13 protein-coding genes are annotated in these 13,804 nt (G+C 48.1%); 4 read left to right on the top strand and 9 right to left on the bottom strand.

What is annotated here, in order from left to right:
• Positions 1-171: 171 nt before the first annotated feature.
• Both glyS and glyQ read right to left on the bottom strand, forming a co-directional pair.
• The gene (gene glyS, locus DD616_RS04990) at positions 172-2,253 is read right to left on the bottom strand and encodes a glycine--tRNA ligase subunit beta (protein WP_208872023.1); all 2,082 of its coding nucleotides are present in this window, start codon (positions 2,251-2,253) and stop codon (positions 172-174) included.
• Between the two features lies 1 nt (position 2,254).
• Positions 2,255-3,172 (bottom strand): glycine--tRNA ligase subunit alpha, encoded by a 918-nt coding sequence (gene glyQ, locus DD616_RS04985; protein WP_013855568.1) that lies wholly within the window; start codon positions 3,170-3,172, stop codon positions 2,255-2,257.
• A gap of 414 nt (positions 3,173-3,586) precedes the next feature.
• Between glyQ and DD616_RS04980 the strand changes: the two genes are divergently transcribed.
• Positions 3,587-4,141, top strand: a complete 555-nt coding sequence (locus tag DD616_RS04980) for a TMEM165/GDT1 family protein (RefSeq protein ID WP_017046363.1) — start codon at positions 3,587-3,589, stop codon at positions 4,139-4,141.
• 155 nt (positions 4,142-4,296) lie between these two features.
• Entirely contained in the window at positions 4,297-4,557 is a 261-nt protein-coding gene (locus DD616_RS04975) for a hypothetical protein (RefSeq protein WP_010319938.1), read from the top strand.
• Positions 4,558-4,656: 99 nt separating this feature from the next.
• Here DD616_RS04975 and tusA read toward each other — a convergent pair whose 3' ends face one another.
• Complete coding sequence (gene tusA, locus DD616_RS04970; RefSeq protein WP_020977692.1) at positions 4,657-4,905, bottom strand: sulfurtransferase TusA; 249 nt, start codon at positions 4,903-4,905, stop codon at positions 4,657-4,659.
• 133 nt (positions 4,906-5,038) lie between these two features.
• Here tusA and DD616_RS04965 point away from each other — a divergent pair, with 133 nt between their 5' ends.
• Together DD616_RS04965 and DD616_RS04960 are read left to right on the top strand one after the other, a co-directional pair.
• The gene (locus tag DD616_RS04965; protein WP_010319936.1) at positions 5,039-5,224 is read left to right on the top strand and encodes a hypothetical protein; all 186 of its coding nucleotides are present in this window, start codon (positions 5,039-5,041) and stop codon (positions 5,222-5,224) included.
• Positions 5,225-5,380: 156 nt separating this feature from the next.
• A complete protein-coding gene (locus DD616_RS04960; RefSeq protein ID WP_088728511.1) occupies positions 5,381-6,325 on the top strand; it encodes a LysR family transcriptional regulator in 945 nt (314 codons plus the stop codon).
• Between the two features lie 46 nt (positions 6,326-6,371).
• Here the strand turns inward: DD616_RS04960 and acuI are convergent, their stop codons facing one another.
• From acuI to ilvG, 6 genes are all read right to left on the bottom strand, one after another.
• Positions 6,372-7,352 (bottom strand): acrylyl-CoA reductase (NADPH), encoded by a 981-nt coding sequence (acuI, locus tag DD616_RS04955; RefSeq protein ID WP_208872022.1) that lies wholly within the window; start codon positions 7,350-7,352, stop codon positions 6,372-6,374.
• A gap of 146 nt (positions 7,353-7,498) precedes the next feature.
• Positions 7,499-9,037, bottom strand: coding sequence for a threonine ammonia-lyase, biosynthetic (gene ilvA, locus DD616_RS04950; RefSeq protein ID WP_208872021.1), 1,539 nt, complete (start codon positions 9,035-9,037; stop codon positions 7,499-7,501).
• Between the two features lie 3 nt (positions 9,038-9,040).
• On the bottom strand, positions 9,041-10,882 hold the full coding sequence (ilvD, locus tag DD616_RS04945) for a dihydroxy-acid dehydratase (protein ID WP_208872020.1): 1,842 nt from the start codon (positions 10,880-10,882) through the stop codon (positions 9,041-9,043).
• A gap of 16 nt (positions 10,883-10,898) precedes the next feature.
• Positions 10,899-11,837: a branched-chain-amino-acid transaminase gene (ilvE, locus tag DD616_RS04940; protein ID WP_208872019.1), complete on the bottom strand. Its 939-nt coding sequence runs from the start codon at positions 11,835-11,837 to the stop codon at positions 10,899-10,901.
• Between the two features lie 12 nt (positions 11,838-11,849).
• Positions 11,850-12,134: an acetolactate synthase 2 small subunit gene (gene ilvM, locus DD616_RS04935; RefSeq protein ID WP_010319930.1), complete on the bottom strand. Its 285-nt coding sequence runs from the start codon at positions 12,132-12,134 to the stop codon at positions 11,850-11,852.
• Positions 12,134-13,780: an acetolactate synthase 2 catalytic subunit gene (gene ilvG / locus DD616_RS04930; RefSeq protein WP_017044151.1), complete on the bottom strand. Its 1,647-nt coding sequence runs from the start codon at positions 13,778-13,780 to the stop codon at positions 12,134-12,136. Before ilvG ends, ilvM begins: the two co-directional genes overlap by 1 nt.
• Positions 13,781-13,804 lie beyond the last annotated feature (24 nt).

Raw genomic sequence — 13,804 nt, 5'->3', positions numbered from 1 at the left:
GGCATGAAACGATGCCATGCCCATCGAGTAATCCTTGAACATACCCCAATGTTTTTGCGAGTCAAAGCACTATTTTTCGCCAAATAACACACTGCGGTCAGATAAAACAAAAAGCCCAGCGGATGGCCGCTGGGCTTTGATAGATTAATTTGTGTGCCGAAATATCAGCGACTACTTTTGCAGCAGTGAAATATCAGCAATTTGTAGGAACAGATTACGCAAGTTGTTGAGCAGCGTTAAACGGTTTTGTTTTAATGCTTCATCGTCTGCCATCACCATGACATTATCAAAGAAAGCATCAACAGGTTCACGTAGTGCTGCCAGCTTGCTCAGTGCTTGTTGGTAATCACCGGTAGCGAAAGCAGGTTCTAGTGCTTCGGTCATCACTTCCACTTCTTCCGCTAAGGCTTTTTCGGCCACTTCTTGAAGAAGTGTTAGGTTGATTTCTGCAGCCAGTTCACCGTCAAATTTCGCTAAAATGTTACCGACACGCTTGTTTGCCGCCGCTAGGGCTTCAGCCGCTTCCAGTTCACGGAAGTGGGAAACCGCTTTAACACGTTTGTCAAAATCAGCGGGTTTGGTTGGACGACGAGCAAGTACCGCTTGGATGATGTCGACGCTAAAACCTTCATCTTGATACCAAGCACGGAAACGGCCAAGCATAAACTCAATTACATCGTGCTCAACGTTGTCGTTGGTAAGGCGATCACCAAACAGCGATTTCGCTTTTGCTACGAGGTCAACTAAGTCCAAGTTATAGCCGTATTCAACGATGATGCGCAGTACACCCAGTGATGCGCGACGCAGAGCAAAGGGATCCGAGCCTTTTGGTGCTTGGCCAATACCGAAGATGCCGACTATGGTGTCTAGCTTGTCTGCGATTGCCACAGCGGCGGAAACGCCATTGGTTGGCAGAGCATCGCCAGCAAAGCGTGGCATGTACTGTTCGTTTAGTGCAACGGCGACTTCTTCTGCTTCTCCGTCATGGCGAGCATAATGCATACCCATCACGCCTTGCGTGTCGGTAAATTCAAACACCATTGAGGTCATCAAATCGCATTTAGCCAGTAAGCCCGCACGTTTTGATTTTTCTACATCCGCGCCAATCTGTTCTGCAATGTAACCAGCCAGTTCAGTAATACGGTCAGTTTTATCTTTAATCGTACCTAACTGCTGCTGGAAAATCGCGGTTTCTAGTCGTGGTAGACGATCGACTAATTTGCTTTTGAGATCGGTATTAAAGAAGAATTCCGCGTCCGCTAAGCGTGGACGAACGACTTTCTCGTTGCCTTCGATAACATGGCGAGGCTCTTTCGACTCGATGTTAGAGACGAAAATAAAGTTAGGCAGCAATTGCTTATTCGCATCGCTCATCTGATGAGAATAAACCGGGAAGTATTTTTGGTCACCTTTCATGGTGTAAACCAAAGCTTCTGACGGTACTTTAAGGAATTTTTCTTCAAATTTCGCCGTCAGCACCACTGGCCATTCAACCAGTGAGGTCACTTCTTCAACCAAGTCATCGTCAAGATCGGCAACACCGCCAACCTGTAGCGCTGCTTTTTGTGCATCCGCAATAATTATTGCTTTACGTGCATCGTAATCGGCGATTACTTTACCGCGCTGTTCTAAAATCGCTGGGTATTGCTCTGCTGAATCGATGGTGAACTCTTTTTCGCCCATAAAGCGGTGGCCACGAATGGTGCGCGCAGAAGCTACGCCTAAGATCTCACCTTCGATCAGTTCATCACCCATCAAAATAGTCAGAGTTTTTACTGGGCGGATAAATTGTGTTTCTTTATCACCCCAGCGCATGGGTTTGGCGATAGGCAAGTTTGCTAACGCTTTGGCGGCAAGTTCAACCACAATAGCTTTGGCATCTTGGCCTTTGACTTCCTGTTTGAACAGTAGCCATTCACCTTGTTCTGTTGTTAGGCGATCCGCTTGCTCAACAGTAATGCCGTTACCACGCGCCCAGCCTTGTGCTGCTTTGGTTGGATTGCCATCGGCATCAAAAGCAACAGAAATAGCGGGGCCACGTTTTTCGACCACTTTATCCGCTTGACCTTGGGCCAAGTTGGTCACTTTCAGTGCTAAACGGCGAGGGGTTGCAAACCATTTGATGCCTTCGTGTGCCAGTTCAGCGGTTTTCAATTCTGCGGCAAAGTTAGCCGCAAACGCTTCAGCCAAAGTGCGAAGTTGTTTTGGTGGTAGCTCTTCTGTGCCTAATTCAATTAGAAATTCTTTTGCCATCTTATTTGTCCTCACCCTTTTTACACATAGGGAAGCCAAGTGCTTCACGAGATGCGTAGTACGCTTCTGCAACCGCTTTGGTCAGGTTACGGATGCGTAGGATGTAACGTTGACGTTCTGTCACCGAAATCGCTTTACGCGCGTCCAATAGGTTAAAGGCATGGCCCGCTTTCAAAATACGCTCATAGGCAGGAAGTGGCAGCGGTTTTTCTAGCTCAAGTAGATGCTTACACTCTTTTTCGCACTGGTCGAAGAAAGTGAAAAGAAAATCGACATCCGCGTGTTCGAAGTTGTAAGTGGATTGTTCGACTTCATTTTGATGGTAAATGTCACCATAGGTGACTTTACCTAATGGGCCATCTGTCCAGACTAAGTCATACACTGAATCCACGCCTTGAATATACATGGCGAGACGTTCAATACCGTAAGTGATTTCGCCGGTGACAGGCTTGCACTCAAGGCCGCCGACTTGTTGGAAGTAAGTAAATTGAGTTACTTCCATGCCGTTTAGCCACACTTCCCAGCCAAGACCCCAAGCACCTAAGGTTGGGTTTTCCCAGTTATCTTCCACGAAACGAATATCGTGTACTAGTGGGTCAACACCGAGCACCTCTAAAGACCCTAAATACAACTCTTGAATGTTGTCTGGTGAAGGTTTGATGATGACTTGGAATTGGTAATAGTGTTGCAGGCGGTTTGGGTTTTCACCATAACGACCGTCCGTTGGACGACGAGAGGGTTGAACATACGCCGTTGCAATGGGCTCTGGGCCTAAAGCTCGCAGGCATGTCATTGGGTGAGAGGTTCCTGCACCAACTTCCATGTCTAATGGTTGAACAATGGTACAGCCTTGTTGGGCCCAATAATCCTGCAGCGCGAGGATCATACCCTGAAAGGTTTTGATATCGTATTTTTGCATAGTCAGGTTCGCGCGATTCTTCTGTCTGAATGGATGAAAATAACGAACAAGTATACCCAGATATTCGCTCAGCGAGTAGGGGTAATCTTGCTTAATTAATGGTCGAAAATCCGTTTTGGTCGAATTTATCGCATCGATTGTGCCAAATTCCTGCACATGAACGATTTTGACTTATTTCTAACTTGAGATTTTCACTCGGCCTGATTAGAATTGCGCCGTCTTTGGGGAGTAGCTTACCAGTGAGATTTCTTATCTTAACGGTTCGTTCGTCAACATAATTGGTGCCAAATCACCGTGGCGTTCGAGGCTAAAGTCATTTTAGCTTAGCAAGACCTTAGACAAACATCACAAACCGGGGCGGGGAGTGGCGTTTGTCTATGGTTATTATAATTATCCTGCCCCATTGAGCCTGTCGTGAGCGTATTAGCTATTTCAATTACTACCGTCGCCTTAGCTGAAATTGGCGATAAAACCCAACTGCTTTCTCTGCTGCTAGCCAGTCGTTATCGTAAACCTTTGCCTATTATTGCCGCCATTTTTGTCGCAACGATGGTTAACCATGCACTTGCTGCTTGGTTGGGCGTGGTCGTTGCCGACTACCTGTCACCAGAAATCCTTAAATGGGTGTTGGTCGCTAGCTTCCTTGCCATGGCGGGTTGGGTGTTAATTCCAGACAAACTCGACGGTGATGAAAAAATTACCAATCGAGGCCCTTTTGTCGCTAGCTTCATCGCCTTTTTTGTCGCTGAAATTGGCGATAAAACCCAAATAGCAACGTCTATTCTTGGTGCGCAATATGCGGATGCTCTACTGTGGGTGGTGCTCGGAACGACAATTGGTATGTTGCTGGCTAACGTACCTGTGGTGCTGATTGGTAAATTATCCGCCGATAAAATGCCGCTAGGACTTATTCGTAAAATCACGGCGGTACTCTTTTTGATATTAGCGATCGGCGCGGCGATTTGGTAATTCCAATCGATTAGATGATTGGGCGAGTGAGCGTGACACAATTTATTACTCAACTTGTCGCCCAACGTCTACGGTTGCGTGATGAGTGACAAATTTATGCCATACTGGTCATGTTACTGTAGTGCTAGATGATGCAAGTCTAAGAGGGAATGCATATGCTGACACGTTATATGGGAATGACCGCCAAGAGCCAAAGTTACTTGTTTACGTTCGGTTTTGTGCTGACGTTGTTGGGTATGGCGTTGACGGAAATGTGGCTACCCATGGTGGCCGGCGCAATCATATTGTGTGGCTTAATGGTGGAATCTTGGATCCGAGTCGCGCACATTATCCCGATGCACGATGAAATTCGAACCCTGCAAAAGCAGATAACAAAACTGCAATCAGAGATCCGCACCATCGAGTTTAATGAGTAGTGTGCAGCGCAATGAATCAATGAATCAATGAATCAATAGCAAAAGGCGGCCTTTTTGAGGTCGCCTTTTCTTTTGCGTACGCATTACTTAGATCGAGGCTTAACTCAATCCTTTCTTAATCAAATAGAGATAGGGCAATGTGTCCACTTTCTCCGCAATTAACTGATGATCCATAAAGCGGCAAAAACTGGGAATGTCTCGAGTGGTTGACGGGTCATCGGCTTTCACTAGTAAAATTTCGCCATCTTGCATGGTTCGAATGGTTTTTCTGACCATCATTACAGGCTCGGGACAGCGCAATCCTTCGGCTTCGAGTATTTGTGTGGCAAGTGCCGGATCAAATGTCATATTCAAACCTAATCGATGTTATCGCAAGGCGTAGATAATACTGGCGAGGAAAAAATATTCAATAACCACTTGGCAAAGTGATCTTTTTGTTTTAACTTACTTAACAAGTTGATAACAATTTGGTGAGGCACTTATGTTAACAGCGCTTGATAGGTTAACCATTTATTCGGTTCTCTGCTTTATCTCATTTTGTGCCTTAGTGATGCGAACGCCTGCAGAAACGTCATGGATGCCACTTTTTGGTGTCAGTGCGTCACTGGTTGGGATCTGGCTTGAGATGCATCTTTGGAAAGGCATCTCAGAAGAGCAGAATCACTAATCCATCACATATTGATCAACGCATTGCACTAATACGACACGTAACACATTCCGACACTATCCCCATTTTCTTGGGCTTCCCCGCTGAAAGGCGGGATTTTTTTTGCCTAACGCGTACACTGAGCCTATTTACCAATGACAAAAGTGGGGTTATTGCATGGAGTTGGAAGATATCTATCGTCGCGATCTGAATTTATTGATTGCACTGAGAGTGTTGATAGAAGAGAGCAGTGTCAGTAAAGCGGCCCAGCGTTTAAATCTTAGCCAGTCAGCCATGAGCCGTGTATTAGGCCGGTTACGTGATCTGCTCAATGATCCTCTTTTTACGCGTCAAGGTCAGCATCTCATTCCGACTGAAAAAGCGCTGGAGCTTAATCGCGCCTTAGGCGAGCCATTGGAGTCTCTACGTCAAATCCTTTCACCTATTGAATTTGACCCCCAGCAATGTGAACAAACCTTCACCATTGCCACGACAGATTACGCAATGCAGACCATCTTACCGTTTGCTTTACCAAGGATATATCAAGAGGCACCAAACGTGTCGTTTGAGTTTTTACCTTTGCAGCATGATAGGTTGGCCGATCAACTGACTTATGAAGGGGCTGATTTAGCGATTTGTCGCCCAACGTCGCCAGTAGCACCATTGATGAGTGAGGTGCTTGGGCGAGTCGGTGTGCTTTGTTTGCTCTCCCAACACCATCCGTTGGCGAATCGGCAGATCTCTTTAGCGGATTACCTGACATACCCTCATGCGATGATTGCGATCAGTGATGGTGTTAATGCCTTAATTGAACAAGCATTAAGTGGGCAGCCTAAACGGAAAATGGTGCTCAGAGCCTATCATTTAGAAGCTGCGCTAGCGATTGTTGATACCATGCCATTGATTATTACGGTGCCTGCGGATCTGGCCTATTTAGTGGCAGAGCGTTACGCATTGGTGGTGAAGCCGTTACCGTTTCAGTTTACGCCGTTTGACTACTCTATGATTTGGCACTCGCGATGTGAGCATTCTCCTGCCCAAGAATGGTTAAGGCAGATCGTCAAACAAGAGTGCAGCCGGTTGATTGCTAAACGTATTGAAGAGATGCAGTTAGAGGGGTAAAAATCATCAAGCTTTGAGTAAGACCAAAGCTTGATGAATGAATAGTTTAAAGCTTAATCACCACGCGACCAGTCACTTGACCATTGGTGATCGTTTCAGCGTACTGCGCTGTTTGTTCGAGGGTGATTTCCTCACACGCTTGCTCAAAGTAGCTTGCAGGTAGCAGTTTCGCTAAGCTTTCCCATGCTGCCATGCGTTTTTCTAGCGGGCAAGAGACGGAGTCGACACCTTGCAGGCGTACATTGCGCAAAATGAACGGCATGACGGTGGTGGGTAAATCAAAACCACCCGCTAAACCACACGCGGCAACTGTGCTGTTGTAGTCCATTTGGGCTAACACTTTGGCTAACATTTTGCTGCCTACTGTATCGACCGCGCCAGCCCAAATCTGTTTTTCCAGCGGACGATCTGGCTCTTCAAATTCGCTGCGATCAATAACGCGGCTTGCTCCTAGTTTTTCTAGCAGTGGACCATTTTGTTCAACACGACCAGTTACCGCAGCAACTGTATAACCTAGCTTAGCTAATAGTGTTACAGCAACTGAACCCACGCCGCCACTGGCACCCGTCACCAATATTTCACCCTTTTCCGGTTGAATACCCGCATCTAAAATGGCTTGCACGCAAAGCATGGCAGTAAAGCCAGCAGTGCCAATCATCATCGCTTTTTTGCTATCAAGACCGTGCGCGAGTGGTACTAACCAATCGGCTTTCAAGCGTGCTTTTTGCGCCATACCACCCCAATGGTTTTCACCCACTCCCCAACCGGTTAGTACAACTTTATCACCGGTTTGGTAGCGAGTATCTTGGGATTCAAGTACGGTTCCCGCAAGATCAATGCCCGGTACCATAGGGAAATTGCGAATGATTTTGCCTTTACCTGTAATGGCTAAACCATCTTTGTAATTCAATGATGAGTAATCGACCGCGACTAAAACTTCACCTTGCGGTAATTGTGATTCGTCGATTTGTTCAATGGTGGCAACTGTGTTTTTTTCTTGTTGATTAAGGATTAACGCTTTAAACATTCGGATCTCCAGATTGGCACAGCAAGCATAAGATGTCGCTAAGTGTAGTACTGAATTAACTATGACTAAAATGAAACTTTAGCATTGGTTCTATGCGTATTATGCATCACTCATAAAAATGCCAGTCGTGGGACTGGCATTGAGCTTTAGGATAAGAAGAACTGGTATGAAGGATTGTCCGTCTCATCTTTGCATTGGTAACCCAATTCTCTAAGGTGAGCGGAGAAGCGGTTTAAATCGCTCTCTTCGAGTTCAAAACCACACAATACGCGGCCATAATCGGCGCCATGATTGCGGTAATTAAACAAGCTAATGTTCCAGTGTGTGCCAAGCGTGCTGAGAAATTTCAGCAGAGCGCCCGGATATTCCGGAAATTCGAAGCTGTATAATCGTTCTTTTAGCGGCTTAGAGGGTTTGCCTCCAATCATATAACGGACATGCAGTTTGGCCATTTCATCATCCGATAGATCCACCACAGGGTAGCCACCTTGGCGTAAATCGTGAATGATGTTGTCGAGCTCTTCTTGCCCACTTAACAGGCGTACACCGACGAAAATGTTGGCCAGCTTGTCATCGTTATAGCGATAGTTGAACTCGGTGACCGCACGGCCGCCAATGATATTGCAAAACTCAAAAAACGCGCCTTGACGTTCAGGTATGGTCACCGCCAAAAGCCCTTCACGTTTTTCGCCTAGCTCACATCGCTCCGACACGTAACGCAAGCCGTGGAAATTGGTGTTAGCCCCTGAAAGTACGGTGCCTAACTGTTTATCCACCAGCTTATGTTTTTCCGCGAATTTCTTCAGACCAGCCAGAGCAAGCGCTCCAGAAGGTTCGGCAATCGCACGCGTGTCTTCGAAGATATCTTTAACCGCCGAGCAGATTTCATCGCTTGATACCGTGATGTGGCCATCAATGTATTGCTGACACAAACGGAAGGTTTCATCACCAATACGTTTTACCGCGACACCGTCGGCAAACATGCTGACTTGGTCAAGCACCACGGGTTTACCTGCCTCGAGTGCTGCTTTTAAACAAGCAGAATCTTCAGGTTCAACCGCAATGACTTTGATTTCTGGCATCAGCTGTTTGATGAGCACCGCGACCCCAGCGGCTAAACCGCCACCGCCGACCGGTACAAAAATGTAATCAAGGTGGCCATTTTGTTGCAGCATTTCCATGCCAATCGTGCCTTGCCCTGCAATGACCAGTGGGTGATCGAACGGTGGGACAAACGTATAACCTTGCTCGTGAGCCAAGCATTCCGCTTCGGCTTTGGCTTCATCAAAGTTGTTGCCATGCAAAATCACCAAACCGCCAAAACCGCGCACCGCTTCGACTTTGATATCAGGGGTAGTTTTAGGCATCACAATGGTGGTTTTAATGCCTAATTTTGTTCCCGATAGAGCCATTCCCTGCGCGTGGTTGCCTGCTGACGCGGCAATCACCCCAGCTTGTTTTTGCACCTCAGATAAACTCGACACCATATTATAAGCGCCGCGTAATTTAAAAGAGTGCACAGGCTGGCGATCTTCACGCTTGAGCTGAACGCGATTTTTGATGCGCGCCGATAAGCGGGGCATATCCTGCAGTGGCGTCACCGTTGCGACGTCATACACGGGGGCGCGCAGGATCTGGCGCAGATAATCTGCGCCAGTTTGAGTTGCGTTACCTGAGTCGCTCATCCGCTAGCCCTCTAGCTTAGATTTGTCTCGAACAGCCCCTTTATCAGCGCTGGTGGCCATACTGGCGTAGGCTTTCAATGCCAAAGAGACTTCACGCTGGCGATTGACAGGTTTCCAACCGAGCTGGTCTTGTTTTACGCGGCGCTCAGCCAGTTCAGCTTCTGAAACGTTGAGCGTAATGGAGCGGTTCGGAATATCGATGGCGATAATATCCCCAGAATTCACCAAACCTATCGTTCCGCCGTTCGCAGCTTCTGGAGAAACGTGACCAATTGATAAACCGGAAGTGCCCCCAGAGAAACGACCGTCAGTCAGTAGCGCGCACTCTTTGCCTAGCCCCATTGATTTGAGGTACGTGGTTGGGTAAAGCATTTCTTGCATACCCGGGCCGCCTTTCGGGCCTTCATAGCGGATGACGACAACATCACCGGCCTTCACTTTACCGCCTAAAATACCTTCAACGGCACTTTCTTGGCTTTCAAAGACCACGGCTGGGCCTGCAAATTTCAGGCTACCCTCATCAACCCCTGCTGTTTTTACAATACAGCCATCAACGGCAATGTTGCCTGATAGCACGGCTAGGCCACCATCTTGGCTAAAAGCATGTTCTTTGGTACGAATGCAGCCTTCTTTGCGATCGTCATCGAGGTGATCCCAGCGACACTGTTGTGAGAAGGCTTTAGTGGTACGAATGCCCGCAGGACCGGCACGGAAAAAGGTTAAGACGTCTTCGTCGTCCGTTTGCATGATGTCGTATTGAGCCAACTGCTCTTTCATCGATAAACCCAACACGGTGCGAGTTTGATTGTTGATGAGACCGGCGCGATCCAATTCACCAAGAATCGCCATCACGCCACCCGCGCGGTGCACATCTTCCATGTGATATTTTTGAGTCGATGGGGCCACTTTACACAGATGAGGTACGCGGCGTGACATGCGGTCGATATCACCCATATCAAAATCGATTTCACCTTCTTGAGCGCCTGCTAATAGGTGCAATACGGTGTTGGTTGAGCCGCCCATGGCAATATCGAGCGCCATCGCATTTTCGAATGCGGCTTTGTTGGCAATATTACGCGGTAAGGCGGATGCATCATCTTGTTCGTAGTAACGCTTGGTTAATTCAACAATGCGTTTACCTGCGTTGATGAAGAGCGCCTCACGATCGGCATGCGTGGCCAACATTGAACCATTACCCGGTTGAGAAAGCCCCAACGCTTCGGTGAGACAGTTCATCGAGTTGGCGGTAAACATGCCAGAACAAGAACCACAGGTTGGGCAGGCCGAGCGTTCAATTTGTTCACTTTGTGCGTCGGAGACTTTAGGGTCAGCGCCTTGGATCATCGCATCGACTAAATCGAGTTTGATGATTTGATCAGAAAGCTTGGTTTTACCCGCTTCCATTGGCCCGCCAGAAACAAAGATGACGGGAATATTAATGCGCAGTGCCGCCATCATCATCCCAGGGGTGATTTTGTCGCAGTTGGAAATGCAGACCATCGCATCAGCGCAGTGCGCATTAACCATGTACTCGACAGAGTCTGCGATCAACTCGCGTGAGGGCAGTGAGTACAGCATGCCGCCATGCCCCATGGCGATACCATCATCTACCGCGATGGTATTAAATTCTTTGGCGATGCCGCCGGCTTTTTCGATTTCACCCGCAACCAATTGCCCCATATCTTTGAGGTGCACGTGGCCCGGTACGAATTGAGTGAACGAGTTAACCACCGCAATAATCGGCTTACCGAAATCTTCATCTTTGACGCCAGTGGCGCGCCATAATGCGCGCGCTCCAGCCATATTACGTCCGTGTGTCGTTGTTGCGGATCTATACTTTGGCATTGTCTATCGTCCTCTATTACTTCGGTTGTGGGTACACGTAATCCAACCAGCCCCACTTGTCTTCAGTGGTGCCGTTAAATAGGCCAAAGTAAGCTTCTTGCATCACTTTCGTGATTGGCCCACGTTTGCCCTCTCCAACCGTAATTTGGTCTACGCTCCGTACAGGGACGATTTCGGCGGCGGTGCCAGTCATAAAAATTTCGTCAGCAAGGTAGAGTGCTTCACGCGCAATGTTCACTTCACGCACTTCGTAGCCCATTTCTTTAGCCAGCGTCATGATCGAATCACGCGTGATGCCCGGCAAGATGGAGCTGGTGGTTGGTGGCGTGAGCAGCACACCGTTTTTGATGACGAAAATGTTTTCGCCTGCACCTTCAGATAAATAACCATCCACGCTTAAGGCGATACCTTCGGCATAGCCATGACGACGAGCTTCACCACCGACAAGCAGAGACGATAAATAGTTACCACCCGCTTTGGCTGCGGTTGGAGTGGTGTTTGGCGCAGCGCGATGCCAGCTAGAAACCATCGCATCCACACCATTTTCTAGCGCTTCATCACCTAAGTAAGCACCCCAAGGGAAGGCGGCAATGATTAACTCCATTTCAGTATTCACTGGTGGGCAAACGCCAAGGCCAACGTTGCCAACAAAGCCAAGTGGGCGAATGTAGGCTGAATCCAGTTTATTGACGCGCAATGTTTCACGTGTCGCTTCCATGATCTCTTCTATCGTATAGGGGATAGGGAAACGGTAAATTTTTGCTGAATCTTTTAGGCGTTGAGCGTGCTCTTTATGACGGAAGACGATTGGACCTTTAGGAGTGTTATAACAACGCACACCTTCAAACACCGAAGTGCCGTAGTGCATTGCGTGTGTCAGTACATGAACGTTTGCATTTGCCCACGGAACCATTTCACCGTTGAACCAAATGTAATCTGCAGTTTTTGTTGCCATTTATTGCCTTCCTTATGCACAAATCTTTTGTTGTAAATTGTTATTCGGTAGTTCGTTATTTTTTATTGGGGTGACATCGACACTGCGAATATCCCATAATTTTTCAATTTGATTGATCAGTGTGCTGATGGGGCGATCACTATCAACAATGATTTCAACACTGGCGACTTTGCTGGCGTGGTTTTGCGTTGCGGCCACTTGTTTTATCACAAATCCACGATGGCGAATCACGCGCAGAACACGCTCTAATAGCACCGGTTTATCATCGGCTTTGATGTCTAATAGGTATCTATCCATTAGGTGTTCTCCAACATATCACTATTTGAGGCGCCCGGTGGTACAAGCGGCCATACGTTTTCTTCTTCATCAATCAAAACGTGAAGCAGATAAGCTGTTTTGCTGGCCAGCATTTCTTTAAGTGCTGGTTCAACTTCTTCTTTTTTGGTGATGGTTTTGCCAGGAATATCGAACGCCTTAGCTAGCATCACGAAATCTGGGTTGTCATCCAAAATCGTTTCACTATGGCGGCCATCAAAGAACAGCGATTGCCATTGGCGCACCATACCCAAACGGTGGTTGTTCAGTAGTACCATCTTGACCGGGATTTGGCGGCGCTTGAGCGTACCAAGTTCTTGAACATTCATCATGAACGAGCCATCCCCAGAAATGAGAATGGATTGATCATCTGGGCGAGCAACGGCAGCGCCCATTGAGGCGGGCAACCCAAAGCCCATAGTTCCAAGGCCAGCTGAGGTGATGAAGTTCTGTGGAGCACGCGGCTGAATGTGCTGCGCGGCCCACATTTGATGTTGGCCAACGTCGGTTGAGACGATGGCTGAATCGGGCATCATGTCGGACAGTTGTTTGAGTAACAATGGTGCAAAAATGAGATCGCCCGGGTGGTCATAGCGCCACTTAAAGCCACTGCGCAAACTTTCACTGTGGTGAACCCACGGTGCGATATCACGCGTCAGTTCCAGTTGTGGAAGAATGAGATTGATGTCACCACGTAGTGACGCATTGGCGATACGGAGTTTATTAAACTCGGCCGCATCGATATCGATATGAATCACTTTGGCGTGTGGTGCAAAAGTATCCAGTTTTCCCGTTACTCGGTCATCAAAGCGCGCTCCAACCACAATCAACAAATCACACTCTTGAACGACCAAGTTTGCCGCCTTAGTCCCATGCATACCAAGCATGCCAAGGTAGTGCGGGTCATGGCGCTCAATCGTGCCCAAGCCTTTTAAGGTACTTACTGATGGCATCGGATTGAGGCGTAAAAACTCGCGTACGGAATCGGTCGCTTTGGCCAGTTGAACGCCACCGCCAACATACAATACAGGACGAGAGCTTTGTGAAAGCAGTTGTTGCGCTGCGTGAAGCTGCTCTTGGCTGGCAACTGGCATGGCTGGCGCAGTGAACGCAGGTAGCTCAGTCACGGGGGTTTTTGCCAGTTGTACATCTTTAGCGATATCCACAATCACCGGGCCGGGGCGACCCGCTTTCGCTACCTCAAAGGCTTCGGCAAGGGTGGGTGCGAGATCGTGGATATCGGTAACGAGGTAGCTGTGTTTGGTGCAAGAGAGTGACATACCAATCACGTCCATCTCTTGAAAAGCATCGGTACCAATGTGCGAGCTTGCGACTTGGCCGGTGATGGCGACAAGGGGGATTGAGTCAAGAAATGCATCGGCAAGACCGGTGACCAAATTGGTCGCTCCGGGTCCTGAGGTGGCCATGCACACCGCGACATCTTGTGTCGAGCGCGCCATGCCAATCGCCGCCATGGCTGCACCTTGTTCGTGGCGACAGAGAATGTGTTCTACACCGCCATCGTATAATGCATCATAGATTGGCATAATAGCGCCGCCGGGATAACCAAAAACGGTTTTGATTCCCTGCTGCTTTAATGCGGCTACAACCAGTTGTGCTCCTGTCATCGTAACCCTCCCAAACTGTGTATG

It is taken from the genome of Vibrio anguillarum, assembly GCF_003390515.1.
Taxonomy (GTDB): Bacteria; Pseudomonadota; Gammaproteobacteria; order Enterobacterales; family Vibrionaceae; genus Vibrio; species Vibrio anguillarum.
The sequence above is the reverse complement of the archived record's forward strand: the minus strand, read 5'-3'. Positions and strand labels throughout refer to the sequence as shown.

Coding starts and splice junctions, on each gene's coding strand:
- glyS (WP_208872023.1), bottom strand. CDS start 2,253: ATGGCAAAAGAATTTCTAATTGAATTAGGCACAGAAGAGCTACCACCA.
- glyQ (WP_013855568.1), bottom strand. CDS start 3,172: ATGCAAAAATACGATATCAAAACCTTTCAGGGTATGATCCTCGCGCTG.
- DD616_RS04975 (WP_010319938.1), top strand. CDS start 4,297: ATGCTGACACGTTATATGGGAATGACCGCCAAGAGCCAAAGTTACTTG.
- tusA (WP_020977692.1), bottom strand. CDS start 4,905: ATGACATTTGATCCGGCACTTGCCACACAAATACTCGAAGCCGAAGGA.
- DD616_RS04965 (WP_010319936.1), top strand. CDS start 5,039: ATGTTAACAGCGCTTGATAGGTTAACCATTTATTCGGTTCTCTGCTTT.
- DD616_RS04960 (WP_088728511.1), top strand. CDS start 5,381: ATGGAGTTGGAAGATATCTATCGTCGCGATCTGAATTTATTGATTGCA.
- acuI (WP_208872022.1), bottom strand. CDS start 7,352: ATGTTTAAAGCGTTAATCCTTAATCAACAAGAAAAAAACACAGTTGCC.
- ilvA (WP_208872021.1), bottom strand. CDS start 9,037: ATGAGCGACTCAGGTAACGCAACTCAAACTGGCGCAGATTATCTGCGC.
- ilvD (WP_208872020.1), bottom strand. CDS start 10,882: ATGCCAAAGTATAGATCCGCAACAACGACACACGGACGTAATATGGCT.
- ilvE (WP_208872019.1), bottom strand. CDS start 11,837: ATGGCAACAAAAACTGCAGATTACATTTGGTTCAACGGTGAAATGGTT.
- ilvM (WP_010319930.1), bottom strand. CDS start 12,134: ATGGATAGATACCTATTAGACATCAAAGCCGATGATAAACCGGTGCTA.
- ilvG (WP_017044151.1), bottom strand. CDS start 13,780: ATGACAGGAGCACAACTGGTTGTAGCCGCATTAAAGCAGCAGGGAATC.